Origin of the sequence: Rhizobium sp. Root1220 (genome assembly GCF_001426265.1) — a bacterium.
GTDB lineage: Bacteria > Pseudomonadota > Alphaproteobacteria > Rhizobiales > Rhizobiaceae > Rhizobium.
On the sequence record NZ_LMDG01000035.1, the window covers coordinates 58,223 to 83,767 of the forward strand.

At 60.2% G+C, this 25,545-nt stretch carries 22 protein-coding genes and 1 pseudogene; 8 read left to right on the forward strand and 15 right to left on the reverse strand.

The features are described from left to right. Positions 1–2: 2 nt before the first annotated feature. A complete protein-coding gene (gene paoC, locus ASC90_RS23620; RefSeq protein ID WP_056545925.1) occupies positions 3–2,201 on the forward strand; it encodes an aldehyde oxidoreductase molybdenum-binding subunit PaoC in 2,199 nt (732 codons plus the stop codon). Between the two features lie 495 nt (positions 2,202–2,696). On the opposite strand, the gene repB is transcribed toward paoC, so the two are convergent. Both repB and repA read right to left on the reverse strand, forming a co-directional pair. Beyond that, a complete protein-coding gene (repB, locus tag ASC90_RS23625) occupies positions 2,697–3,716 on the reverse strand; it encodes a plasmid partitioning protein RepB (RefSeq protein ID WP_056545926.1) in 1,020 nt (339 codons plus the stop codon). After that, positions 3,713–4,927, reverse strand: a complete 1,215-nt coding sequence (gene repA / locus ASC90_RS23630) for a plasmid partitioning protein RepA (protein WP_056546374.1) — start codon at positions 4,925–4,927, stop codon at positions 3,713–3,715. The genes repB and repA overlap by 4 nt, the downstream gene beginning before the upstream one ends. Before the next feature lie 362 nt (positions 4,928–5,289). Here repA and ASC90_RS23635 point away from each other — a divergent pair, with 362 nt between their 5' ends. After that, on the forward strand, positions 5,290–5,547 hold the full coding sequence (locus ASC90_RS23635) for a GlsB/YeaQ/YmgE family stress response membrane protein (RefSeq protein ID WP_056546376.1): 258 nt from the start codon (positions 5,290–5,292) through the stop codon (positions 5,545–5,547). Positions 5,548–5,760: 213 nt separating this feature from the next. Here the strand turns inward: ASC90_RS23635 and ASC90_RS30135 are convergent, their stop codons facing one another. Next, positions 5,761–5,916 carry a hypothetical protein gene (locus ASC90_RS30135; protein ID WP_056545928.1) on the reverse strand — a complete coding sequence of 52 codons (156 nt, stop codon included), beginning with the start codon at positions 5,914–5,916 and terminating at the stop codon, positions 5,761–5,763. Between the two features lie 197 nt (positions 5,917–6,113). Next, on the reverse strand, positions 6,114–6,401 hold the full coding sequence (locus tag ASC90_RS23645) for a hypothetical protein (protein ID WP_056545931.1): 288 nt from the start codon (positions 6,399–6,401) through the stop codon (positions 6,114–6,116). Positions 6,402–6,657: 256 nt separating this feature from the next. Between ASC90_RS23645 and ASC90_RS23650 the strand changes: the two genes are divergently transcribed. Then, entirely contained in the window at positions 6,658–7,206 is a 549-nt protein-coding gene (locus tag ASC90_RS23650) for a hypothetical protein (RefSeq protein WP_056545933.1), read from the forward strand. 208 nt (positions 7,207–7,414) lie between these two features. Continuing rightward, positions 7,415–9,349 carry a PAS domain-containing sensor histidine kinase gene (locus ASC90_RS23655; RefSeq protein ID WP_056545935.1) on the forward strand — a complete coding sequence of 645 codons (1,935 nt, stop codon included), beginning with the start codon at positions 7,415–7,417 and terminating at the stop codon, positions 9,347–9,349. Positions 9,350–9,420: 71 nt separating this feature from the next. Here ASC90_RS23655 and ASC90_RS23660 read toward each other — a convergent pair whose 3' ends face one another. The 7 genes from ASC90_RS23660 to denD form a co-directional block, all read right to left on the reverse strand. Continuing rightward, a complete protein-coding gene (locus ASC90_RS23660) occupies positions 9,421–11,250 on the reverse strand; it encodes an ABC transporter ATP-binding protein (protein ID WP_200950945.1) in 1,830 nt (609 codons plus the stop codon). Between the two features lie 54 nt (positions 11,251–11,304). After that, on the reverse strand, positions 11,305–13,089 hold the full coding sequence (locus ASC90_RS23665; RefSeq protein ID WP_056545937.1) for a gamma-glutamyltransferase family protein: 1,785 nt from the start codon (positions 13,087–13,089) through the stop codon (positions 11,305–11,307). Between the two features lie 21 nt (positions 13,090–13,110). Continuing rightward, the gene (locus ASC90_RS23670; RefSeq protein ID WP_056545940.1) at positions 13,111–13,983 is read right to left on the reverse strand and encodes an ABC transporter permease; all 873 of its coding nucleotides are present in this window, start codon (positions 13,981–13,983) and stop codon (positions 13,111–13,113) included. Then, complete coding sequence (locus ASC90_RS23675) at positions 13,980–14,927, reverse strand: ABC transporter permease (RefSeq protein ID WP_056545942.1); 948 nt, start codon at positions 14,925–14,927, stop codon at positions 13,980–13,982. The genes ASC90_RS23670 and ASC90_RS23675 overlap by 4 nt, the downstream gene beginning before the upstream one ends. Before the next feature lie 61 nt (positions 14,928–14,988). Beyond that, a complete protein-coding gene (locus ASC90_RS23680) occupies positions 14,989–16,506 on the reverse strand; it encodes an ABC transporter substrate-binding protein (RefSeq protein WP_056545944.1) in 1,518 nt (505 codons plus the stop codon). After that, positions 16,503–17,300 (reverse strand): FadR/GntR family transcriptional regulator, encoded by a 798-nt coding sequence (locus ASC90_RS23685; protein WP_082520040.1) that lies wholly within the window; start codon positions 17,298–17,300, stop codon positions 16,503–16,505. Before ASC90_RS23685 ends, ASC90_RS23680 begins: the two co-directional genes overlap by 4 nt. 317 nt (positions 17,301–17,617) lie before the next feature. Continuing rightward, on the reverse strand, positions 17,618–18,613 hold the full coding sequence (gene denD / locus ASC90_RS23690) for a D-erythronate dehydrogenase (RefSeq protein ID WP_056545946.1): 996 nt from the start codon (positions 18,611–18,613) through the stop codon (positions 17,618–17,620). Between the two features lie 186 nt (positions 18,614–18,799). On the opposite strand from denD, the gene ASC90_RS23695 reads away from it, so the two are divergent. The 4 genes and pseudogenes from ASC90_RS23695 to ASC90_RS30140 form a co-directional block, all read left to right on the forward strand. After that, complete coding sequence (locus ASC90_RS23695) at positions 18,800–20,245, forward strand: FAD-binding oxidoreductase (RefSeq protein ID WP_244480442.1); 1,446 nt, start codon at positions 18,800–18,802, stop codon at positions 20,243–20,245. Positions 20,246–20,270: 25 nt separating this feature from the next. Beyond that, positions 20,271–20,987: a FadR/GntR family transcriptional regulator gene (locus tag ASC90_RS23700; RefSeq protein ID WP_056545948.1), complete on the forward strand. Its 717-nt coding sequence runs from the start codon at positions 20,271–20,273 to the stop codon at positions 20,985–20,987. 181 nt (positions 20,988–21,168) lie between these two features. Continuing rightward, entirely contained in the window at positions 21,169–22,329 is a 1,161-nt protein-coding gene (locus ASC90_RS23705) for a fumarylacetoacetate hydrolase family protein (RefSeq protein WP_056545951.1), read from the forward strand. Positions 22,330–22,399: 70 nt separating this feature from the next. Further along, positions 22,400–22,483: pseudogene (locus tag ASC90_RS30140) on the forward strand (TRAP transporter small permease); the annotation flags it as partial. A gap of 13 nt (positions 22,484–22,496) precedes the next feature. Here ASC90_RS30140 and ASC90_RS23710 read toward each other — a convergent pair. The 4 genes from ASC90_RS23710 to ASC90_RS23725 all read right to left on the reverse strand — a co-directional run bounded on the left by ASC90_RS23710 (position 22,497) and on the right by ASC90_RS23725 (position 25,489). Beyond that, complete coding sequence (locus tag ASC90_RS23710; RefSeq protein ID WP_082520041.1) at positions 22,497–23,354, reverse strand: DMT family transporter; 858 nt, start codon at positions 23,352–23,354, stop codon at positions 22,497–22,499. Positions 23,355–23,438: 84 nt separating this feature from the next. Next, entirely contained in the window at positions 23,439–24,641 is a 1,203-nt protein-coding gene (locus ASC90_RS23715) for a mandelate racemase/muconate lactonizing enzyme family protein (RefSeq protein ID WP_056545954.1), read from the reverse strand. 257 nt (positions 24,642–24,898) lie between these two features. After that, a complete protein-coding gene (locus ASC90_RS23720) occupies positions 24,899–25,105 on the reverse strand; it encodes a hypothetical protein (protein WP_056545956.1) in 207 nt (68 codons plus the stop codon). Positions 25,106–25,210: 105 nt separating this feature from the next. Further along, positions 25,211–25,489 carry a hypothetical protein gene (locus ASC90_RS23725; RefSeq protein WP_056545957.1) on the reverse strand — a complete coding sequence of 93 codons (279 nt, stop codon included), beginning with the start codon at positions 25,487–25,489 and terminating at the stop codon, positions 25,211–25,213. Positions 25,490–25,545 lie beyond the last annotated feature (56 nt).

Below are 25,545 nucleotides of genomic sequence, written 5' to 3' on the forward strand. Positions count from 1 at the left end.
CCATGAAGTTCGATAGCCCCGCCACGACAAATCCGATCGACCGTCTGAAGGTCGTCGGCCAGCCGATCCACCGCATCGATGGCCAACTCAAGACAACAGGTCGGGCGATGTACGCCTACGAGTGGCATGACCCGATGATACCATACGCCTACGGCTATCCCGTCTGTTCGGCGATCGCCAAGGGCGTCGTCAAATCGATTGACGCCTCGGCCGCGAAGAAAGCGCCGGGCGTGGCGGCCGTGGTCACAACACTGGACGACGGAAACCTGGGGAAAGGCAAGTTCAACACCGTGAAGCTTTTCGGCGGCGACCAGATCCGGCACTACCACCAGGCGATCGCAGTGGTTGTCGCGGAGACCTTCGAGCAGGCACGAGCAGCCGCTGCCCTCGTTCAGGTTGACTACGTCGAGGACAAGGGCGTTTACGACCTGAAGGAGGCGATGAAGACTGCGGTCATGCCGGACAAGTCAAAGAAGCCGGATTCCGGCGTAGGGGATTTCGACACCGCTTTCCGAACTGCTCCGGTCACGATTGACGAAACCTACACGACTCCCGACCAGTCTCATGCGATGATGGAGCCGCATGCTTCCATCGCGGCTTGGGATGGCGACGAGGTTACGCTCTGGACCTCCAGCCAGATGATCGACTGGTGGCGATCCGACCTCGCGACTACGCTCGGCGTCGAAAAGGAGAAGATCCACCTGATGTCTCCCTTCATCGGTGGTGGTTTTGGTGGCAAGCTGTATCTGCGCGCAGACGCCGTGTTGGCAGCGCTCGGGGCACGGGCGGCGCGACGGCCCGTAAAGGTCGCGCTGCCCAGACCGCTCATGATCAACAACACGACCCATCGGCCGGCGACGATCCAGCGCATTCGGATTGGTGCCGAGCGCGATGGCAAGATCGTCGCGATCGCCCACGAAAGCTGGAACGGTGATCAGTCCGGTGGTCGCCTCGAGGAAGCCGTCGGCCAGACCCGCCTGCTCTATGCCGGCGCGAACCGAATGACGGCCATGCGTCTGGCGACGCTCGATCTTCCCGAAGGCAACGACATGCGTGCTCCGGGCGAAGCGCCCGGCATGATGGCGCTCGAAATCGCGATCGATGAGGTGGCCGAAAAACTCGGCATGGATCCGGTTTCATTCAGGATCGCCAACGACACCCAGGTCGATCCGGAAAAGCCCGAGCGGCCTTTCTCGCAACGGGACCTCGTCGGCTGTCTGAAACTCGGCGCGGAACGCTTCGGCTGGAGCAACCGCCCCGAGGTCGGGTCCCGGCGCGAAGGGAAGTGGATGATCGGGATGGGAATTGCGGCCGCGTTCCGCAACAATCTGGTGCTGCCGTCCGGTGCGCGGGTAATACTCGACAAGGACGGTGTCGTTACGGTCGAGACCGACATGACCGATATCGGAACTGGCAGCTATACGATCATCGCCCAGACGGCGGCCGAAATGATGGGCCTCGGCATCGACAAGGTCGCCGTCAAGCTCGGCGATTCCCGGTTCCCGGTGTCGTCTGGCTCCGGTGGGCAGTTCGGGGCGAATTCGTCCACTTCGGGCGTCTACGCCGCATGCATCAAGCTTCGCGAGGCGATCGCGCAAAAACTCGGCTTCAACTCCGAAGACACCATCTTCGACAACGGCGAGGTCCGATCCGGAAACCGCTCGGTTCCTCTTGCGCAAGCCGCCGGTCCCGAGGGGCTCGTCGGCGAGGACACCATGGAATGGGGCGACCTTACGAAGACCCACCAGCAGTCCACCTTCGGCGCGCACTTCGTGGAGGTCGGTGTTGACGCCGCGACCGGTGAGACACGCATCCGCCGCATGCTGGCGGTCTGTGCGGCCGGCCGGATACTCAACCCTATTACCGCCCGTAGCCAGGTGATTGGAGCGATGACCATGGGAGCCGGCGGCGCCTTGTCGGAGGAACTGGCCGTCGACACTCGCCGCGGCTTCTTCGTGAACCATGACCTCGCCGGCTATGAAGTTCCGGTGCATGCTGACATTCCACGCCAGGAGGTCATTTTCATGGAAGAGACCGATCCCATGTCATCGCCGATGAAGGCGAAGGGTGTCGGCGAACTTGGCATCTGCGGCGTCTCCGCCGCGATTGCCAATGCCCTATACAACGCGACTGGCATCCGTGTCCGCGACTATCCGATAATGCTCGACAAGCTCATCGAGGGCTTGCCTGACGTAGCCTGACGTAGATGCGCGTAGCCGGGGGTTTCGACAACCGGCCACCCAAAACAGCCAAAGCCATGCCCGATGGAACTGCGTCCATCGGGCACTCGCCGCGTAGCCCAGGGGGAAAGCGCCTCGCCCGCCGTTCATCCGACGGGCCAGAAGATGGAAAATCCGCTGGATTCTAACGCACTGGAACCGTTTCAATCGATTGCCAAACGGAATCTATTTGACCATTTACTTCCGTTGTCGAAAGCAGGCTCAGCGAAGCCCCCTTCCCTGCCTTTCAATCCGCTATCCGCGTAGGCTGAACGTGGTCTTCAGCAATGGATGCGCTTGACAAGCAAGCGAAGGTACTAGCAACCTCTCCTACACTACGCAAGAATACAAAAATTGCTTATTTTCAATTGGTTATACCAGTGGTCAGTTGACCACCGGACTTGAACCGGCAGCCCAACTCGCAACCGAAGCTGCGCTACGGACGCCACATCACAGAAGCTGTAGGCCATTTCCGTCCTACTCTTTGTCTTTCCGTTGATCCTTGTCGCGGTGCTCCTGATAGAGCGCAGGCAAGTGCTCCAGCACGAAGGCCGCAAAATCCGGTGTCGCCTTCCTGTCGATCGTGATCTCCAGCTTGGCCTTGCTCTGCGTCACCGTTGCCAGTCTTTTGCCATCGGAGGTCGACATGACCTGCGGAAGCCCGCGGGCAGTGCGGCGTGGCTTCAACTGGCCAATCACTGCTTTGAACCGGTCCGCCGACGGCAGCGCCTGCACTTCCTCGGATGCAGCGTATCTTGACGCGTCCAACGTGGACGATGCGCTTTCCACCAGTTCCGCCAGTTGCTGCCAGTTGGGCCTTCCGACGCCGGGCGCAGGGCCGATCGCATCGATCATTTCGGCTGGAAGGGCGTCGACAAGCGACAGCATCTTCGAGAGATTGCTTTTGTCGATCGACATTGCTGCAATAACGACCTCGCGGCGGAATTGCTTGTTGAGATGATGCGCAAATCGCGCCTTCTCAATAAACGTCAGGTCTTCGCGCTCGTTGTTTTCCTGGCCTTGCGCAACGACCAGCTGCTCGTCCGTCAGGTCGCGGACGACTGCCTTGACTGGAAGGCCGAGCTCCGAAACCGCCCGCAAACGGCGGTGGCCGAATGCGACCTGATATCGACCTGCCCCGTCGGGATGCGGACGAACCAGGATCGGCACCTGCTGACCTTGTTGCCGGATCGAGGCGAGAAGCCCGTCGATATCACCCGGCATCCGGTCCTGTACGAAAGACGGCTCTATCGTCGAGGCGTCCAGGTCGACCACAGCCTGCCCTTCGGCAAGGCGGCGTTCGATCTCCTCGGCACGGCCCAGGCGATCATTCTGCTCCCGCAGGGCGTTACCGATATTGGCCGTCAGTTTCGTTGCCGGATCGCGTTCCTTCCTGGCCACGCCAAGCAGAGGCATCGAGCGTCTAACGGCGTGACTGTCGATTTTCGGCGGTTCGGGAGCGTCTGTCGAGACGCCCAGGATGTGCTTTCTGCTCATGTGGATCTCCCCCATGCTTTCTTGACGAGAGTCTCGATCTCGTCATTCACAGCGTTCATCGCTTCCAGAGCGCGATCGTAGGTCGACCGCGTAAACTGGCCGCGCTCGACTTCGAAAAGGGTCTGGTTCGTCAGACCGGCGTCAGATACCGCGGTCGTTTTCAGCATCGGAAAGTTGAGAACATTCTCGCCGAAAATCGAGCGCAGATAGCCGACCATCTGGTTTTGCGGCCCGTCGCTCGGCTCGAAGCGGGTGATCAGATAGCGCATCCAGTTGAACTTGAACGCAGCGCCGGCGTTCTCGATTTCACGCAGCAGGCTCGATGTCATGGCCAGGAACTGGTTCATGGACATCACATCCAGCATCTGAGGATGAACAGTAACCAATATGGATGTGGCGGCCGTCAGCGCGGAAAGCGTGAGATAGCCGAGCTGGGGAGGGCAGTCTATGACGACGACATCGTAGTTGTCCGCAATGTCTTCAATCACCTGGCTGATGCGCCCGTAGAAGAGCGTGTCGCCTTCCTTGCGGTTCATCAACGCACGCGGTGTGTCGTGCTCGAATTCCATCAGCTCGAGATTACCGGGAATCAAGTGCAGATCAGGAATGTATGTGCCGCGAACAACCTGTTCGATCGGCACCTGCTCATCGTCATATCTGATCGCGCCGTATAGCGTTTCGTTCGGACCAACATCGGTTTCCGGTTGACTGCCGAAGAGGGCGGAAAGACTTGCCTGCGGGTCGAGATCAATGGCCAGGACTCGGTAACCGCGCATCGCAAGATACTGCGCCAAATGCGCAGCCGTGGTGGTCTTTCCGGATCCGCCTTTGAAATTCATCACCGAGATGACCTGAAGCTGCTCACCGTCGCGTCGATGCGGCAGGTAGCGCCGACTTCCGCGGCCAACGTGGTCCATTTGCTTGCGGATGGCGTGGATGTCTTCAATCGAAAACATCCGCCGACCGCCGGGGCTCATGCTGACATTCAGCTCTGGCATCTCGGTCGCGATCTGGCGCAGATACGACTCGCCAACGCCCAGCAGTCTGGATGTTTCCGAGGGGCCGAACGTCCGGATGCCTTTTTGAGCGGTGGGCGGAAAGACCTTCAGATGGTGAGCCTGAAGCTGGCTGGACAAAGCATCGGCGTGACGTTCCATCAACGCGGTCAGTCCTTCGACCACGGGCACTGTATTTGCGGCGCTTTTCGCCATCTTGAAATCCATTTCCTGCCACTGGCGATATTTTTCGAGAATCCGGTAGACTTCCGCCATTGGCAATAGGCTACGATTCTCGGCCGACGGGCAAGAGTTTTTTGGTTAACGATTTATTAACAACGCCTTAGTTCCACGGCGACATCGGCCTGCGGCCGACAGCGGAAGTCAATGTTTCACCGTGATCGCGCGTGAATCGGTGTCGGCGAGACAGGATCGCATTCAGCGACGGTACGACGGCAGGCATGTTGGATACCTGTCATGATTGGAGAAGCGTCGTGGAACAAACACGCGCTCTGGGCGTTACCGATAACTCGGTAATGTTTTCCGAGCGGCAATCAATCACATTTCAGGGGATTCATATGGAAAACGCAGGAATCGGCTGGATAGCCGCAATCATCATCGGCGGCCTTGCCGGCTGGCTCGCCGAAATGTTCATGAAGAGCAACATGGGCGTGTTGATGAACATCATTCTCGGGATCGTCGGCGCGCTCGTCGCCAATTTCATCCTGTCTCTATTCGGCGTCGTGCTTGGCGGGTGGCTTGGCTACCTGATCGCCGGCTTCATCGGTGCCTGCATTCTTATCGCTCTTGCTAGAATGGTCAGACGGACAGCTTGAGGAAAAGGGAGGCGGCAGCGTTCAAACGATGCCGCCTTCTTCTTTATTGGTCACGCGCATCGCCTGATCCGGGAATGTTGGCGAAGCTCTTTCGATGAACTCAACGTCCGGCCACCGGACTGCTTGACTCGGAGAGCTTATGGTAGCGGCTACTTCAACAAAAGCTCGTCTCCTCTCTCGAGTGACGAGCCTATTTTGTGTGGGCCTGTGCCTTTAGTTTGCCGCCGCGTTACCCACGCGATTGCCGGCATTCTGGGTGGCGTTCACCGTATTCGCTGCGTCACGACCGACCCCTTTGATCGTGTTTGCGCAGGAAGCGAGGGCGAGCATGATCAAGCATGTGGCTGTAAGCATCGGTACGGCTCTCATTTCTTCAATCCTTTGTTTTGGATGCGTTCATGGCTGGGTGGGGATGACGTTGCATTAATCGTTCTCGGAGATTTTTGTTCCAACGAGCAAAGACGAAGGGGAGCCTAGCCTTCACCACAAACCCGATACCCCACCTGTGCGCAAGGGCCATGAACGCCTCAGCGCGGCTTTGCCGCCCACTGCACAGGTCGCGTTCCCTAGCGCCTGCTCCATGCCAAGAATGGCCGATAGTGTCGCTGAACGATCAGCAGCGTTCGATCCGGTTGTATAACGTAAATCTCCTCGACCTCTCGTCCTGTCTGATCCGTGAACGTATGGGGAAACGACGAGCCGATCGGCGATTTGGTGAGTTTCGTTCGAGGCTGGCCGCCATAGGTGATGCTACCGGGAATAGGCGCATAACCTTCCGAGGAATAGGAGCCAGAAACGACCGTGCAGCCTGCGACAAGAACTGCCGTCACGGCAGCCGCTATTATCTTAATCATCCTGTGCCTCCTGCCAGTTCATCGATGATGATCGGCCAAATGGTCGCCGATCACTGGTTTACCCGATTTCACCGTCCAAGTCTTTCACGCAACGGGTGAACCTGCGACCTTCGCAATGACGGTTCGCGCGGCCAGCCATCCGGCTCCGAATTGCGTCGCCGAGGTTGCCGCTGTCTTGCGTTGGGGATCAATTCGGCTTCTCCATGAAACCAGCTGAATCGACAAGCGTTAACCTCGACAAATCAGGAGGCACATCATGTCCAAACGACAACTCATCGAAAACGGAGCCGACCTGCATTCTGTGCAGGGAGAGGAGAACACCAAAGCGGGCGAGGGCGTCGATGCAGATGATCACGCGAGCAGCGCAGTGATGGTCGAACCGGATGCTCCGAGCCCGTACGGGCAGGTAAGTGAGGCCGAGCTGCAGGCACATCTGGCAGAACTCGAGGCGGAAGCAATTGCCGAGGACTTGGTCGCATCACCCGTCGATTACATTTCCCCGCGCGCCGAATTCGAATTGCGCCTGCGCGAAGCCCGCGATGAGCTGGACAATCTGCGCGGCCGGCTTGCCGTCATCAAAGAGCGCGCCGCAACGGTGGTCAGCGAACGAGCGAAATGGGCAGACGCCAGCGCCCGTGATCAACTTGGTCCGTATCCGTGGGCCAAGTTGGCAGGAGCCATGGCTGGAACCTTCCTGGTTTCGCGTGTGCTACGAACCCTGCCTTTCGGGGCGGTCGCTTCCGCTGCCATGCCGATGGTGATCTGGGCAATCCAGGCAAAGGGGGAGGGGAACCGCAGAAGATAGGCAAGTGGCCTCGGTCGCGAATGTTGAATGCAGCCGGCACCGGGCAGGCGAACTTGGCCCACCACGGTTTTTCAATGGACATGGGGGCAAGAATTCAGCACGACCGTTCCATGCCGTCCGCATCGTTCGGCAATCTCGCTGGTGGTCGTTGGAAAAGTGGCGGCGGACGCTATATCCCGTTTTTACTCAAAGTCGGTCTGGATCAATCATGCTGCCTGAAGCGACCACCGAAACCGCGGTGGACGACCTTTATCGTGTATCTGTCGACGGGAGCACCGACTACGCGATCTATATGCTGGACAGGAACGGCTATCTCAGCAGTTGGAATGCCGGCGCGCAGCGTTTGAAAGATTGCGACGAGAAGGAGTGCTCCGACGCCCATTTCTCTCACTTCTATCTGGCGGAAGACCGTGAACGGGGACAACCGAAGCTTGAACTGGATATTGCCACCAGGGAAGGCAGGTTTGAGAACGAGGGATGGCGTGTCCGGGAGGATGGAGAGCGTTACTGGGCGCATGTGATCATCGATGCGATCCGTGACAGGAACGGAGCGCTACACGGCTTTGCAATGATAAGCCGTGACCTGACGGAGCGAAAGAGGGCGAAAGACGATCTGCGGCGAAGCGAAGAGCAGTTCCGCTTGCTCGTCCAGGGCGTCACGGATTATGCGATCTACATGCTCGACCCGGAAGGCAACGTCTCGAGCTGGAATGTCGGCGCGCAACGGATCAAGGGCTATTCACCCGACGAAATCATCGGCCGGCACTTCTCGCGGTTCTATACCGAAGAGGACCGTGCTCAGGGTCTGCCTGCAAGAGCGTTGAAGATTGCTGCCGACGAGGGCCGCTTCGAGCACGAGGGCTGGCGGCTCCGCAAGGACGGTACCCGCTTCTGGGCAAGCGTCATCATCGATCCGATCCGAGCCGAGGACGGCACACACATCGGTTTTGCCAAGGTGACCCGCGACGTCAGTGAAAAGCGGGCAGCGCAGGAAGCGCTTATCCAGGCGCAAAAGATGGAAGCGCTTGGGCAGCTTACGGGAGGCATGGCGCACGACTTCAACAATCTTTTGACTGTGGTGCTCGCGAGCCTCGAAATGGCCCGAAAACGAGCACTGAATGGAAACGACGTGGTCGGACTGATCGATAATGCCATACAGGGGGCTCAACGCGGCGCTGCCTTGACGCACCGTCTTCTTGCCTTCTCCAGACGGCAGGAACTCTCGTTCGAATCGGTCGATGTGAACGACCTTGTTCGAGGAATGGCCGATCTGCTCCAGCGTGCCGTCGGTCCCGAGACAAATATCCAGACACAGTTTCCGCTTTCGCTGCCTAAGGTGAAGACGGATCCCAACCAGTTCGAAAGCGCGCTGCTGAACCTTTGCGTCAACGCCCGCGACGCCATGCCTGGAGGAGGAACGATAACAATCTCCGCCGAACGGACGATTGTCGCAAAGCGTTCATCACATGATGACGTTGCCGCTGGAGAGTATGTCTGTCTTTGCGTCAAGGACGAGGGCGAAGGTATGGACGACAAGACCCTTGCAAGCGCGACTGAACCGTTCTTCACCACGAAAGGTGTCGGCAAGGGAACGGGATTGGGGTTGCCGATGGTGCAGGGGCTGATGGCACAGTCAGGAGGCAAGCTTGTCCTCAAGTCGCGCAAGGGCGAGGGCACAACCGCCGAACTCTGGCTGCCGCTATTTGAGGCCGAACAGCCTGCCGCGACTGAAACCTCGCCTCTTTATCCTGCCACCGAATTGGACGATCAGCCGCTAACCGTGCTGGCTGTCGACGATGATGGACTTGTCCTGATGAACACCATTCTCATGCTCGAGGACCTCGGTCATGAGACCGCTCAGGCGTCGTCGGGAATGGAGGCCCTCCGGTATCTTGAAGGGGGCTTCGTTCCTGATGTCGTTGTCACCGATCATGCCATGCCGGGAATGAACGGCTCGGAGCTTGCCGAAAAGATCAGGCAGCAGTTCCCTCGGATCCCGATCATTCTCGCTACCGGCTATGCCGAGCTTCCTGCCGGGGCTGATCCTGACGTTCTTCGCCTGCCGAAGCCGTTCAGCCAATCGCAATTGACCAGCGCGCTGAGACAGGCTGTCCGCAAAACGCCGGCTCTCCAGGACAACTAGACCGTTCCGCAAGCACAGGTTCGTGAGCGGGCATGAAGCTCCGCATGAGCTTTGGTCGAAATTGTTGGCCACTACGGCGTCGCGCCGGCCACTTGGACCAGATGGCCGGGGGTGATCTCGCTGTAGATGCGCTTGGGGGCAATATAGTCGATGGAGCGGATGGGGCTTTTCAGCTCGTCCGTGGAAAGTCCGCGCCTGATGCCGCGGCGAGCAGGATCCGGCACGGGAACAGCGGCAATGAGATTCTTCGTGTAGGGATGTTGCGGGTTGCCGAAGACCGCATCGCGCGGACCAATCTCGACGATTTCCCCAAGGTACATGACAGCGACACGATGGCTGACGCGCTCGACCACAGCCATGTCGTGCGAGATGAACAGGAATGCCAGTTTGAGGCTCTGCTGCAGGTCCAAGAGCAGGTTGCATATCTGCGCCTTGATCGAGACATCAAGCGCGGAAACGCTTTCATCGGCGACGATCACCTTCGGATCGAGAGCAAGGGCACGGGCAATACAGATGCGCTGTCGCTGGCCGCCTGAAAATTCGTGCGGATAGCGCGCCATCATGTCAGCCTTCAGGCCAACTCGCTCCAGCAGGTCGGCTGCCTTTTCACGCGCCTGGGCGCGGGTTCCCAGCCCATGCTCTATAATTGGCTCGGCAACCGTGTTGCCGATGGCCATGCGTGGGTTGAGGCTCGCGAAAGGGTCCTGGAAAATCATCTGAATGCTGCGGCGCATGCGCCTCAGGCTCGCCTGATCGAGCCCGGTGACGTCATAGCCGTCGAGATTGACTTTGCCGCCATTGGGTTCGATGAGACGCGTGATGGAACGGCCGGTCGTCGATTTTCCGCAACCGGACTCGCCGACTAGCGACAATGTTTCGCCCTGGAAAAGATTAAAGGAAACATCCTCCACCGCATGGATCGCGCCGGTCCTCGTTCCGAAAAGTCCTCCGCGAACGGCAAAGCGCGTCGTAAGGTTCTTCACTTCGAGGACTGGTGTTTTGCCGCGATCGACCGTGTCGGCGACTGCAACCGGAACGCTCAGCTCGCCGGTCGTCGCATCGACGATCGGAAAGCGTAGCGGCCATTGTTGGCCGCTCATCGATCCCAGTTGCGGCACGGCCGACAAGAGGGCGCGTGTGTAGGGATGCTTGCCGCGATGGAAGATATCGTCTGTCAGCCCAGTCTCGACAGCTTCGCCGCGGTACATGACTATGGTGCGGTCGGAAATTTCGGCGACGACCCCCATGTCGTGAGTGATGAAAAGGACGGCCATGCCTTCCTCTGCCTGCAGGAGCTTGATGAGGTCGAGGATCTGGCCCTGGATAGTGACATCAAGCGCCGTCGTCGGCTCATCGGCGATCAGCAGCTTTGGTCTCGAGGCCAGGGCCATGGCGATCATGACCCTCTGCCGCATGCCACCGGAAAACTGGTGCGGATATTCATCAAAACGTGAAGCCGCATTCGGAATGCGCACTTTCTCAAGCAGCCGTACGGTCTCGGCGCGCGCTTCCGTCCTCGACATTTCACCGTGGCAGGTCAGCGCTTCCGAAATCTGCCGCCCGATCGTGAAGATCGGATTGAGAGATGTCATCGGCTCCTGGAAGATCATCGCCGCATCGTTGCCGCGCACACGGCGCATTTCCTTGTCTGACAGTGCAAGAATATCCTTCCCGTTCAGGACTATGCTGCCGGCGACTCGGCTTTGGTTCTTCGCCAGCAGACGCATGACGGAGAGCGACGTGACGCTCTTTCCCGATCCGCTTTCGCCGACGATCGCGACCGTTTCCCCAGGCATGACATCGAAGGAGACATCGCGCACGACCTGCTTCCACTGGCCATCGACCAGAAACGATGTCGTGAGATCCTTGACCGAAAGTACCGGTTTCGCAGTCTGCCCCATTTCATTTCCCTGCTTCATTGTCCGTGTCCCGACCGGGCCGAGAGCCGTCATGGCCTACCTCCCGACCGCATAGGCCTGCATCAGGCGCGGCGTTGCCGCCGCCCGCAACAGCCCGTCCGCATCTCGGCGGGCGGCGGTCAGGCGCCCAACCGTCCACTGATCGGCGACAGTGAGATTGTGTCCTTTCCGCTGCAGCGTATCCAGCACATCGGTCCCGAAGTTGGCTTCCGCCATCAGGCTGCCGGGCTCGCGGGTTCGCGGGTAGAAAGAGCTTGGAAAGTGCGACGTGTGAAAGAGCGGCTGGTCGATCGCCGCCTGAAGGTTCATGTTGTGATGAACATAGCGCAGGAAGAACGCGAGCTGCCACTGCTCCTGCTGGTCGCCGCCAGGTGTTCCGAAGGAAAGCGTTGGGCGCCCTTCGTAAAGTGCGAGCGACGGCGTCAGCGTCGTCCGCGGTCTTTTGCCCGGCGCAAGCGATGTGGGCAAGCCCGGCTTAAGCCAGAACATCTGGGCGCGAGAATTCAGGCAGAAGCCAAGACCTGGCACCGTGGGCGAGGATTGCAGCCAACCGCCCGATGGCGTGATGGAGACGATGTTTCCCTCCCGGTCGATGACGTCGATATGCACCGTGTCTCCGCGCTTTTCCGAAAGATGCGCCATGGTCGGCTCGTAGACGGCGCCGGTCCTGGAGGTCGCGCCCAACATCTCCATCGTCGCATCGTACTGATCTTCGAAGCCGGGAATTTTACCTGGCCTGAGATCGAGCGAGGCGTCCGCCGCGATCAGCTTGCGCCGCGCCGCGGCATAGGTGTCGGACAGCAGCTCCGGCAAGGGGACCGGGGAGAATTTCGGATCGCCATAATAGACTTCGCGGTCGGCGAAGGCGAGTTTCATCGCCTCGGTGACGGTGTGCACGAAGTCGGCGCCGTTTGGATCCATGGCGCCGATGTCGAAGCCCTTCAGGATCGAAAGCGTCTGCAGGAAGACCGGGCCTTGCCCCCATGCGCCGATCTTGGCGACCGTCCAGCCATGATAGTCATAGGTCAGCGGTTCCTCGACCGTCGCCGACCAGTTCGCCATGTCGTCTGCGGTGATCACCCCCCGGTGGGGAGTGCCGCTGGCATCCATCACCTCGGTTGAACCGACGTACTTGTCGATCGCCTCGGCGACGAAACCGCGATAGAAGGCATCACGGGCCGCCTGAATCTGTTCCTCGCGGCCGCTTACTGCCTCTGCCTCGGCAATGATGCGTCTCCATGTTTCGGCGAGCGCCGGATTCTTGAAGTTGGAATGCGAAGCAGGCACCGACCCACCAGGGAGCCACGTCTTGAAAGAGGTTGGCCATTCCTTCTCGAAGAAGGATGCAAGACCGGCGATCGTTGCCGAAACGCGCGGCAGTATAGGGTGGCCGTTCTGCGCGTAGTAGATAGCGGGCTCGAGCACGTCGCGAATGCTGAGGCTGCCATAGTCGCGCAACATCAGCATCCAGCCGTCGAAAGCACCGGGAATGACGGTTGCGAGCAAGCCGTCGCCGGGAATAAGATTCAGCCCCTCGGACGTGTAGTGTTCGATCGTCGCACCGGCAGGAGCCGGTCCCTGCGCGCAGATGACTTCGACCTTGTCCTTCTTCTTCGAATAGAGGACAGCCGGCATGTCACCGCCGGGACCGCAAAGGTGCGGCTCGACGACCTGCAATACAAAACCGGTGGCGACCGCGGCGTCGAAGGCGTTGCCGCCCTTTTCGAGGATGCTCATTCCGACCGCCGAGGCAATCCAGTGCGTGGAGGTGACGACGCCGAAAGTGCCCAGGATCTCGGGACGGGTGGTAAATGCAGTCATTTCAGATGTCCTTTCGAAAAATCATGCTTCGCGCGGATCAAGAGCGTCACGCAGGCCGTCACCGAGCAGATTGAAGCCGATGACGACGAGGAAGATCGCCGCACCCGGCCACATCGCCATCCACGGCGCTTGGGACAGGAAGTTCTTCGCAACGTTCAGCATCGAGCCCCAGCTCGCGGCGGGGGGCTGCTGGCCGAGGCCAAGGAAAGAGAGGCTGGCTTCGGCAATGATCGCGGTCGCAATCGTGAGTGTCGCCTGGACCAGGATCGGCGCCGCGACGTTGGGCAGGATGTAGCGGGTGATGATGCTGAGGTGCCTCAGCCCGATTGAACGCGCACCTTCGATATACTCCTCCGTCTTGACTGCAAGCACCTGTCCGCGCGTCAGCCGGATGAAGATCGGCATTGCCGAAAGACCGATCGCGATCATCGCGTTGCTCAGGCTGGGGCCGAGGAAGGCGGCAAGCGCGATGGCAGTGATCAGGAACGGCATGGCGAGGAAGGCTTCGGTGATCCGGGAAATGATCTGATCCACCCAGCCGCCGAAATAGCCAGAGAGCAATCCGAACGGCACCCCGATCACGACTGCGATGGCAACCGAGAAAACGCCGGCCATGAGCGACGCCTGGGCACCCCAGATCATCCGTGAGAGAATGTCGCGGCCGATATCGTCGGTGCCCAGCCAATGTGCTGCCGAGGGCGCCTTGCGGATCGCCGACCAGTTCGTGGCGTTGGGATCCGGTATCGGCAGAAGCGGTGCCGCCATCGCCAGAACGGCGAAGAATGCGATGATGCCAAGACCGACCAATGCACCCTTGTTTGCCTTGAGCTTGCGCCAGGCGCGGCTGGGTGCGCGTCGTTCAGCGATGACGACCACCTGATCGAGTGTGCTCATAGGGCGGCCCTCATGCGTGGATTGAGGAGGACGTAGAGCACGTCGGCGATGAGATTCATCAGGATAAAGCCGATTGCCGTGCACAACACCACGCCCTGGACCACCGCGTAGTCGCGGTTGAAGACAGCGTCGACAATCAGCTTGCCAAAGCCCGGGATCGTGAAGATCTGTTCTGTCAGGACAGCGCCGGCAAGGAGCTCGCCGAACAGCAACGCACCGAGCGTCACGATCGGAAGAACGGCATTGCGGAAGCTGTGTTCCAGCACCACGGCTCGTTCCGGCAGCCCCTTTGCACGTGCTGTGCGGATGTAGTCGGCGCTGAGCACGCTCAGCATCGCCGACCGCGTATGGCGCATGAGTGTGGCAGCCAGCGCGTTGCCGAGTACGAAAGCAGGCATCAGCATGGTCTGGATCGATCGCAGCGGGTCATTGAAGAACGGCTCGTAGCCTGAAGCCGGCAGCCACCCGAGTTTTACCGAAACCAGCAGGATCAGCATGATACCAAGCCAGAAGTTCGGGATGGAGAGGCCGGATAGCGCGACGAGGTTCGCGAGATAGTCGAAAATCGTATTCTTCTTGACCGCAGCAAGAATTCCCATCGGCACGCCGATCACCACGGCGAAGATCATCGACATGATAGCCAGCTGGATGGTGACGGGAAGCTTTTCGCCGACAAGCTCGAGGACCGGCTGGTTGGTACGCAGCGAGATGCCGAGGTCACCCTGGAGCACGGACCCGAGCCATGAAACATACTGGTAAGGCACGGGATCATTGAGCCGGTATTTCTCGCGCAGATATTCGATCACCTGCGGATCACGCTCTTCCCCTGCCATGGCGAGGATGGGATCCCCCGGCAGGAGCTTTTGCAGCGAGAATACGAAGACCGAAATAATCAGCAGCGTCGGTATGGCGACCAGTAGCCGCTTGGCGATGTAGGTATACATGAGCGATCCTGACAGGCGCGCGGGATGTGCGGCGGAGGGGTCTCCGCCGCACGGGGCCGTTCTATTCGGATTGGCTGGCTTTTTTCACGCCGGTGAGGCGGATCATGCCATCCGGCGACGGTACGAAGCCGGTGATGTTCTTGTGAAGTGCCCAGATCCAGGACTGATGGCCGAGATAAATGATCGGCATATCGTCGTTCAGGATGACCGCAGCCGCATCGTACTTCTGCTTGCGGACCGCATCGTCGGTGGAGGCGCGTGCTTCGTTGAGCAGCTTGTCCACGTCCGGGTTGCAGTATTTGGTGTCGTTGATGCCGCCCTTGCATGTGATGAACTGGTGAATGTTGCCATCGGGATCGACGCGGCCGGACCAGTCCGAACGGCTGAGTTGATAGTTGCCGGCCGTCTGCTCCGACAACAGCGTTGCGAATTCCGTCGACTTCAGGCTGACGTCAAACCCCGCTTCGGCCACCATCGACTGCACGATCTGCATCATCTGCGCAGCGACCGGGTTGTTCGGGATCTGCATCTCGACCGGTACACGATCGAAACCGGCCTCCTTCACCAGAGCCTTCGCCTTGTCGAGGTCACGCGCAGGTACCGGGATGTCCTTGTCGAACCAAGGACTGTTCGGGGGAAAGGGCTGATTGCCACCGACTGCAGTACCTTCGTAGACGATCTGGTTCAGCGCATCGCGATCGATCGCAAGCGAGAACGCCTGGCGCAGGCGCTTGTCTTTGCCGAACGGATTGTCGGCGCGCGGACCGTTGGCGATATTGGCGTAAAGTGCCATGTAGCCGATGTTGACGACGTCGGCATATGTGAGGCTGGTGTCTTCCTTGACGGAAGCGGCGTCGGTCGCCGCAAGCCGCTCGATCATGTCGAGATCGCCGGAACGGAGGTTTGCGAGCCGCACCGTCGTATCGGGGATCGGCAGATAGGTGACCTTGTCGATGAACACATTATCCTTGTCCCAGTAGTCCTGGAACTTCTCGAGCACGATGCGGTCCTGTTGCACACGCTCGACGAACTTGAACGGACCTGCGCAAACCGGATGGCTGCCGAAATTGGCGCCAAGTTCCTTGGCAGCCTTTGGCGAGACAATCATGCCGGCGCGGTCGGAAAGTTGCGCAAGCAGGGTCACGTCCGGGCTCTTCAGCGTAAACTTCACCTCATGATCGCCGGTTGCCTCGACCTTCTCCACCGAAGTGAGCTCGCTCTTCCGACGGGACTCCGGCAGCGTCATGTTGCGCTCGATCGTTGCGACGATGGCTGCAGCGTCCATCGGCGTCTCGTCGTGGAACTTCACACCTTCGCGAAGTTTCATAGTCAGAGCCTTGCCATCCTCGGACCACTTCCACTCGGTCGCGAGCTGCGGCACGATTTTCAGGTCTGGCGATACGTCGACCAGCTTGTCGCACATCGCCGTATACACGATGCGGCCGACGAAGGTTCGCGACTGCGCCGGATCAAGCACATCGGCATCGTCCTGGAGGCCGATCTTGAGATCGGTTGCAAAGGCAGGGAGAGCGATGAGCGCTCCCGCAAGAAGGGTCGTCACGCGTGTGGCATTCTTCATTCCGTTCTCCTCTGTTTTCTTGTTTGGTGTTCGGCAGACAATGCGCCGTTGGGGTTCGGCTCTTCAGATGAGCTCTTGTTCCTTTCCGGCTGCTGATGGTCGAGCGACGTGATGCGGACGAGGCTTTCCTGCAACGTCAAAAGGTGCAGGCGCATGGCTTCGCCCGCCGCCCCAGGATCACGCGCGGCGATCGCATCAACGATCGCGGTATGCTGGCCGTAGGTCACCGTCCGGGTCCCGTTGGCACTGCGGGCGCGTTCCCGGATCGCCTGCCAGGCTTCATCCTGGCGCACGCGGTTGATGACGTCGAAGATCGTCAGGAAGAACTGGTTGCCGGCGCATTGCGCGATATGCCGATGCAATGCCCCGTCCCAGAGTTCGCGGCCGTCGGCGTCGGTGCTTTCATAAATCTTCTTGACGAGTTCATACATCCGCGTGACCTCGCCCGCCTTGGCGCGCATGGCGGCGAGCTGGGCGAGCTGTGGTTCAATGCGCAGGCGCACTTCCATGATTTCCATCAGGTCCGTGCCCGCGACGATCGAATCCACGTGCTCGCTCCAGCCGTCGGGGCGCCGCCCGGCAAAGGTGCCGGATCCCTGGCGGCGCCAAATGAGGCCCTCGGCTTCGAGCACTTCCAGTGCCCGGCGCACCGCGCGGCGGCTGACGTCCAACATGTCCGAGAGGGCGCGTTCGGTCGGCAATTTGCCGTCGGCATCCAGGCTGCCCGAACGCAGCAGCGTCCGGAGCTTGTCCAAGGCGTAATTTGAATTGCCGGTGGCTTCATCCATGCAAATGGCTCGAACCAATTTCCTATTGGTTCAATCCAAACCCATATTGGTTCGGGACGTCAAGTGATTTTTTGGGCACATTTTGCATTGCACAAATTTTGTGCCGGGATATCCCCTGCGGCATCTCACGGTCGCGCAACTGTCGACAGTGACACACGTCAAAAGGCCCGTGGTCTCGCGGCCACGGGCTATTGCGCATATGGTGGCGCACCGTGCGGCACGCGCTATCTCATCGAGAGCTTGGCAAACTCGCAACGGTAATGCGGAACGCGATCACTGTGCGGTTTCCGGCATGGCTAGACGGATACTCCTTACAACCGTCGTCACACGGCAAGGGGACGCTTCCCGTCGAGTTCATCCTCGATGTAAACCTCGATGATCTCGTCGAAGGATCTTTCCGCGGTGAAGCCGAGTGCGATGGCGCGTTCGGCCCCGAAACCCGGCGCCCAGCCCGCGCACATGCGCATGATCATCTCGTCGGGTTCCCGGCGGATGAGCGCAACTGCCTTGTCGCCTGCCACCCGCCGCAGCGCTTCGATCTGCTCTCCCACCGTCGCGCTGAGGCCGGGCATGGAGAGGTTACGGCGCGGGCCAACCTTGTCGACGTCGATTGTCGCGCCGTGGATCAGGAAGCCAACAGCCGAACGCGGCGAGGCGTGCCAGTGGCGAACGTCGTCGGAGACCGGCAGAACGGCGGGCTGGCCCACCAGCGGCTCACGCAGGATGTTGGAGAAGAACCCGGAGGCCGCCTTGTTCGGCTTGCCCGGGCGGATGCAGACGGTCGGCAGGCGGATGCCGATGCCATCGAAGAAGCCGCGACGCGAATAGTCCGACAACAACAGTTCGCCGATCGCCTTCTGGGTACCGTAGCTGGTAAGCGGTGTGGTGTGAAATTCGTCCGGGATCGGATAGGGGAGGGGAGCGCCGAAGACCGCGATCGACGAGGTGAAGACGACGCGGGGCTTGTAGCCGTCCTCCCCATTGGCGATACGGATGGCGTCAAAGAGGTAGCGCGTACCGTCGAGATTGATGCGATAGCCTTTGTCGAAATCAAGCTCGGCCTCGCCCGAAACGATCGCCGCAAGATGGAATATAACGTCGGGCCGACCGGAGACCAGCCGGGCAGCCTCGCCGGGCGCGGAGAGGTCGGCGGTCTTGAGTGCGACCTTGCCGGCAAAGCCATCGGGATTGTCGGGTGTGAACACATCGACCAATGTCATGGCTTTGATCGCACGCCCCCCGAGGGTGCCATCCTTCGTCAGGCGCTGCGCCAGTTTGCGACCAACCATGCCAGCGGCACCGATGATGAGAATGTGCACGATATTCCTCCCTCAGCCATGTGCGCCGACTTCCCGGATGCCGAAGCGACGCCACAACAAAAATATTGTAAGGTTGTCTGATAACCTTATATGACACTCTTGAAAACAGAATTGTTGATTGCGCGCAGGGATTGGCCGAAGGAACTTCGGTTGTGCCGCTCGAATAGGTGGATACGGGAGGGGATCGTGAGCGGAGCGGACTACGTGGCCGACGGGACGCAATTCGTCGAGAGGCTGAAGCACGCGCTCGGCACCGACATGGTGCTGTCGGGAGAAGCCGTCGAGAAGTATTGCCGCGATTGGCATGGTGACGTAACGACAGGCGCGGTCGCTGTCCTTCGCCCACGCTCGACCGGAGAGGTTTCGACTGCTGTAAGGGCTTGCGTGGCGCTCGGCCTGTCGATTGTCCCCCAGGGCGGCAACACCGGTCTCGTGCTGGGCGCCACGCCCGACCATCCGGCGGATCAGGTGGTAATCAGCCTCGAGCGGATGACGCGCATCCGGCGAATAGATCCCGACGATTTCTCTGCCGTGGTCGAGGCGGGTTGCATCCTTTCCGACTTCAAGGACGCCGTAGCGCACGCCGGCATGTTCTTCCCGCTAGCACTTGGCGCACAGGGGTCCTGCCAGATCGGCGGCAACGTTTCGACAAACGCGGGCGGCATCAACGTCCTGCGCTACGGGATGACCCGCGAACTTGTGCTCGGGCTTGAGGTGGTCCTGTCCGATGGCTCGGTCTTCGATGGCCTGTCGACCCTTCGCAAGGACAATCGAGGCATCGACCTGAAGCAGATATTCATCGGCGCCGAAGGGACGTTGGGAATTGTCACCGCGGTTTCGGTGAAGCTGATGCCGGAGCCGGAACAGATCGCAACCGCGCTTCTGGGACTCAATTCTCTCAACGACGCTATCAAGCTTTTCCGCCGGGCGCGCCGCGACTGCTGCGACCTGATGTCGGCCTTCGAATTCATGCCGACACTCGCCTTCGTCCTCGCCCGGGAGGCCATGCCGGACCTTGTGATGCCAATGTCCGACGACTATCCCGCCTACGTGCTGTTGGAGATCTCCGGCTCGGGTCTGGTCGACATCGGCGATCTGATGGAGCGCTTCCTCGGTGCGGTGATGGAGGAGGGCCTTGTGACCGACGGGGTTATTGCCAGATCCGCGGCGCAGGCCCGCAACCTCTGGCTCTTCCGCGAAGGCATGAACGAAGGTCAGGCCAAGCGTGGCCCGCACTTGCGGACCGACGTGTCCGTGCCGCTATCGCGCCTCGCCGATTTCGTGCGCGATGCCGAAAAGGCCGTTACCGAGCGACTGCCTGATTGCATATGCGTTTCATACGGCCACGTCGGCGACGGCAACGTGCACCTTAATGTCCTACCTCCCGGGGATCTGCCGCGCGCCGAAATCGATGCAAGCATCTACCGCGCGAAAAACGCGATCAACGCGGTGCTTGACGCGTATGAGGGGTCGATCAGCGCTGAGCATGGCATTGGCCGGCTGAAGAAGTCCGACTACAGTGCTCGTCTTCCGGCGGTTCGGCGAAAGCTGCTAACCGCATTGAAAGTCGCCATCGATCCGTCGATCGTGATGAATCCGGGTTGCCAATTCGACTTCGAACAGCATTCATAAGCCGGGGAACCCAGAAGGACAGGGCATGTCAGCGGATTTTGGTCAGATCAGGCGCAACGAGCATTTGCCCGCGCGTATTGCGGGGCAGATCGCGCGGGAAATTACCGAGGGCCGTATCCTTGCGGGTGAAAAGCTGCCGACCGAGCATTTTCTTGCCAACAGCTTCGGAGTCAGCCGTTCGGTGGTGCGCGAGGCGATCGCTCAGCTGCGCAATGAGGGCCTGGTGGAAACGCGCCAGGGGGTCGGGGCTTTCGCGACCGAACTCAAGGCGCGCCAGTCGATCCGTATCGAGCAGGACGATCTTCACGACCGGGCAACCTTCAGGGATCTTTTTCAGCTGCGTATACCGTTGGAAATCGAAGCCGCCGGTCTCGCCGCGATCCACCATACCGACATCGACCTTGCCAAACTTGATGAAGCGCTGGCGGCGATGACGGGCACCGCAAAGTGGACCGATGAGGGAATCGTCGCGGACCTTGCTTTTCATCGCATCGTGGCCGCCGCAACCGGCAACGAGTATTTTGCATTGTTCGTCGGCTTCATAGCGGAGCGGATAAGCCTAGCGATCAACGCAGCCCGGGCCGCTGCGGTCCTTGAGGAAATCGTCGAGGTTACCATTGCGGAGCACGTGGCAATAAGGGATGCGCTCGCGACCAGGGATCCGCACAAGGCGCGCGACGCCATGAGGAGGCACCTGCTTGGGGCCGCGAACCGCATCGATCTCACACTCGAATCCTACTGACTGCGCATAGCCGCGATGATCCGCGGCTATGACTGGATACCTTTTCAAGGGGTAGCATTTTCGGTGCTGGACAGCCGGGAGAAGTATGACTAGAACAGTGCAACATTGTTGTCAGACATCCTGACAATATGGCAAGGTGACTGGGGGTCGACTTTGCCGGGGAGAATGAGGAGGGCTTCACTTGAATTCCACAAGATCGCTTCACGCTGCCGCAATTTTACCTGAGGATGCGGACGGGGCACTTCTGATCGGCCGCGTCTGGTCCAAGGCTGCGGATGGCCCGTGCCCGGTTCTCGTTCGTGACGGCAGGCTGTATGACCTCTCTTCGATATCGGCGACAGTGTCGTCGCTAGTGGAAATCGATGGTCTGGTTGAAAGACTGAAGACCGTGGGCAGCCTTGTCGATCTCGGCGCCGTGGACGATTTTCTGTCGGGCGAGGCTGGCGAGTTGCTGGCGCCGATCGACCTCCAGGCCATCAAGGCCGCAGGTGTGACGTTCGCCGACAGCATGCTGGAGCGCGTGATCGAAGAGCAGGCGAAGGGCGATGCGACGCGCGCGCTCGACATCCGCAAGCGACTGGCTCCCGTGCTTGGCGACAGCCTTCGCGGTGTGGTCGCCGGCTCGGAACAGGCGGCCCGCGTCAAGGCGCTGCTGCAGGACATGAATCTATGGTCGCAATATCTTGAAGTCGGCATCGGACCGGATGCCGAAATCTTCACCAAGTCGCAGCCGATGTCCGCGGTCGGTTGCGGTTCGCTTGTCGGTATCCATCCAATATCCGAATGGAACAATCCCGAGCCGGAAGTGGTGCTGGTGCTGCGCTCATCCGGCGAGATCGTTGGTGCGACGCTCGGCAATGACGTGAACCTGCGCGACGTCGAAGGACGTTCCGCGCTGCTGCTCGGCAAGGCAAAGGATAACAACGCCTCCTGCTCAATTGGTCCTTTTATCCGCCTGTTCGATGGGGATTTCACCCTGGAAGAGCTCGGCAGGGTCCGGGTGTCGCTACGGGTCGAGGGTAAGGACGGTTTCGAGATGACGGGCGAGAGCCCGATGGAGGCGATCAGCCGCAAGCCCGCCGAACTCGCGGGCCAATTGCTCAATCGCAATCATCAATATCCCGATGGTGCGGTGCTGTTCCTCGGTACGATGTTCGCACCCGTCAAGGATCGACGCGGCGCTGGGCAAGGCTTCACGCATGAAATCGGCGATCGCGTGGAGATCGCAACACCGACGCTGGGGCGGCTTGTCAACTGGGTGGACCGCAGCGATGCCTGCCCGGAATGGACCTTTGGCGTTGGCGCTTTGATGCGAAATCTCGCCAAGCGCGGCTTGTTGTGATTTGAAGGGAGGGAGCACGGGTGCAAAAGGCAAAACCCTCGAACTCCTGCTGATCCTCCTTCTTTCGGGAATGGCGATCATGGTCTTCGTGAACGTCGTCCTGCGATATGCGATGAACTCCGGCCTCACGGTGTCGGATGAGCTGGCGCGCTATATCACCGGGGGTGTCACGGCACTTCCAGCGGACCGTCCAGCTGGCGCTTCTTCAACTGTCGCTCGCGGAAGAAGATGAACATGCCCGACCCGATGATCAGCGCGGCGCCGAATATCATGGTCAGGCGCGGAACATCGCCGAAGAACATCCAGCCGAAAACGATCGCCCAGAGCAGGAGCGTATACTGAAGCGGCGCAACGGTCGCAGCGTCGGAGATCTTCAGCGCACGATTGACCAGCATGTGCGCGCCCATGGCGACGACCCCCAGGAGGCACAACAGCGCAAATTCCGGAGCCGAGGTCAGCGGCGTCCAATCGGATGGGGCAAAGACGAGGCCTGCGAGCCCGGCGCCTGCCAGTTGGAAGAGCACCAGCGTCTTGTCCGGCGTGGAACGCAGGCTGCGACCCGAGAGCAACATGAAGGCGAAGGCGAAGGTGCCCACGATCGATATGATAGCCGGCATCGTAAACATCGCACTCGACGGTTCGAGCGTGATGATAACGCCGATGAAGCCAACGAAGATCGCCGTCCAGCGCCGCCAGCCGACCTTCTCGCCCAGCAGGAGAGGGGACGCGGCAGCGACATATATCGGTGCCGCAAGCCAATAGGTCATGACATCCGCCAGCGGCAGATACATGACCGCATAGTAGAAACAGAACACTTCCATTGTCGAAAACAGCACCCGCGATGCCTGCATCAGCGGCCTCTCCGCCTCGACGACCGGCTTCCAGCCGGCGCGCCACAGGAAGGGCGACAGGATGAGGAGTGCTGCCAGGCTGCGGACGAAGACCACCTGGCCGAGTCCATAGCTGGCGACCAGCCATTTCCCCATCGCGTCATTCAATGCGAACATCAGCATGCCGAGAAGCATGAGCCCCGGTCCGGCGATCGAATTCAGGCGGCTTCCGGTCACAGTCGTCTCACTCGTGTTGGTCATCGATTTCTTGTCCGCATGTCAGATCGTCGAGGTGTCTGAAACCCGGCGACTGACGGTGAAGGCACGCTCAAGCTCTGGGTTGAGTTCCATGCCCAGGCCGGCACCGGGCGGCACGGTTATCATGCCGTTGCGGACCTCGGGAAGGGCCGTCACCAGGTCGCGGTACCAAGTGTTGTAAAAAGCGCGGACGCTTTCCTGCACCAGCGCATTGGGCGCGTTGAGCGACAGATGCGTGGAGGCGCAGAGCACGACCGGGCCGGTGCAGTCGTGAGGCGCGACGGGAAGGTGCCAGGCTTCCGCCATCGCTGCGATCTTGCGTGCTTCCGACAGGCCACCGCACCAGCTGACGTCGAGCATCACGACCCCTGCTGCGCCGGTCTCGAGATAGTCGCGAAACGCCCAGCGGGACCCCAGCGTTTCCGAAGCCGAAATCGGCGCCGGCGAAACCTCGGCATATCGCTTGAGGCTCGCGAGACTGTCCATCTTGATCGGATCCTCGTGCCAGAAAGTCTGGTAGGGGGTAAGTGCCTTGGCGATCTGCATCGCCGGCAAGAGTTGCCACATCGAGTGGAACTCCACCATGATGTCCATTTTGTCGCCCACGGCGGCGCGGATTTTCTCGAAGGGTACGAGGGCCTGTTTCAGGTCGGGCATGGAGATATACTGTCCGCGGGTCTTTTCCGCGGCAGCGTCGAAGGGCCAGATCTTCATCGCCGTTATGCCATCTTCCAATAGCGAATGGGCAAGCTCGTCGGCGCGGTGCAGGAAGCCGTTGAGGTCATCGTAGTCCCGGCCTTGCGAGAGCCCGTAATTTCCCGTCGTCTGGCCCGTCGCCTTCTTAATGTATTCGGTACCCGCGCACGTGTTGTACGTCCGGATCTCGCGGCGTGTGAAGCCACCGAGCAACTGCGCGATCGGTTGATCCGTAGCCTTGCCGAACAGGTCCCAGAGCGCGATGTCGAAGGCGGAGTTGCCCCGCACTTCGGCGCCGGACGAACGAAAGCCGAGGTAGCCGACCAGGTCGGCCGCAAGACCGTCTATCTCCAGTGGATCGCGGCCGATGACGCGCGGCGCAATGTATTCATGCACATAGGCCTCGACTGTTTCGGCACCGAAGAAGGTTTCCCCAAGACCCGTCAGGCCCTCGTCGGTATGGACCAGCAGCCAGAGCAGGTTGGCGCGCTCGGCGACGCGCACTGTTTCAAGACGAGTAATTTTCATAATTTCCTCCCGCGCGCGCTATCGGCGCACAACCTCCGCAAGTCTGACTCCGTTGTCATGTTGTCAGACTTCTCCGGACGGCAATTTGCCGACGATCGCGGGCAAACACAACCGCCTCCGCTGATTCATCACCGTTCTCCGGCGAGTCGGGCCTGTTGGGAACGAAGATTAGAAGTTGCGCACGATCCGTACAGCGCTGTTGCAGTGCGCTATCTCACCAGATGATCCCGGACCGAGAGGGCATTCGCTACGAATAGCTATTCCGAAAGCCAGCGCTCGAAATAGTGCCGGACTGCCGCACCCGCGCCGAAATGATCGGTGGTATCCAGCCTAGCGACCGCACCACGTACCACATCGGCCAGTTTGGCCGCCGGCACGACATCCGACTTGGCCAATGTCTGGAACAGTTCCTCGATCAGGATGAGGCTGCCGAGCGCCTCGTCCTCGGCCCTGAAATCCACCATCGCTGAGCTCCCTTTGCGGTGTGATCAGGCATAAAACCAGTCCGCTTGTCGTTAGTCTAGGGGCCACCCCGCGTCGTTCCGTTTAACTGGAGGAATCGCAAGGACCTACCGGCGACGGAAGCGGATCGGACGGATTTCCCGATGGGCGATCTTCAGCGACCTATCCGGCTGGATGATGTAGGTCTCGTCGACCTGCTGGCCGTACTGGTCAATGAAATTGTGCGGGAAGGACGACCCGATCGGCGATTTGGTCAGCTTCGTTCGGGGCTGCCCGCCGTAAGTGATGCTACCCGGGATCGGATCGAGACCGGGCGACGAAAAGTCCGTCGCGGTGCATCCGGCAAGCGCGATGATGCCAACCAAGGCGAAGGCTCTTTTGTTCATGGCATCCTCACGTGCAACGCTCCACCGCTCTGATGCATATAAGCGAACACCGCGTG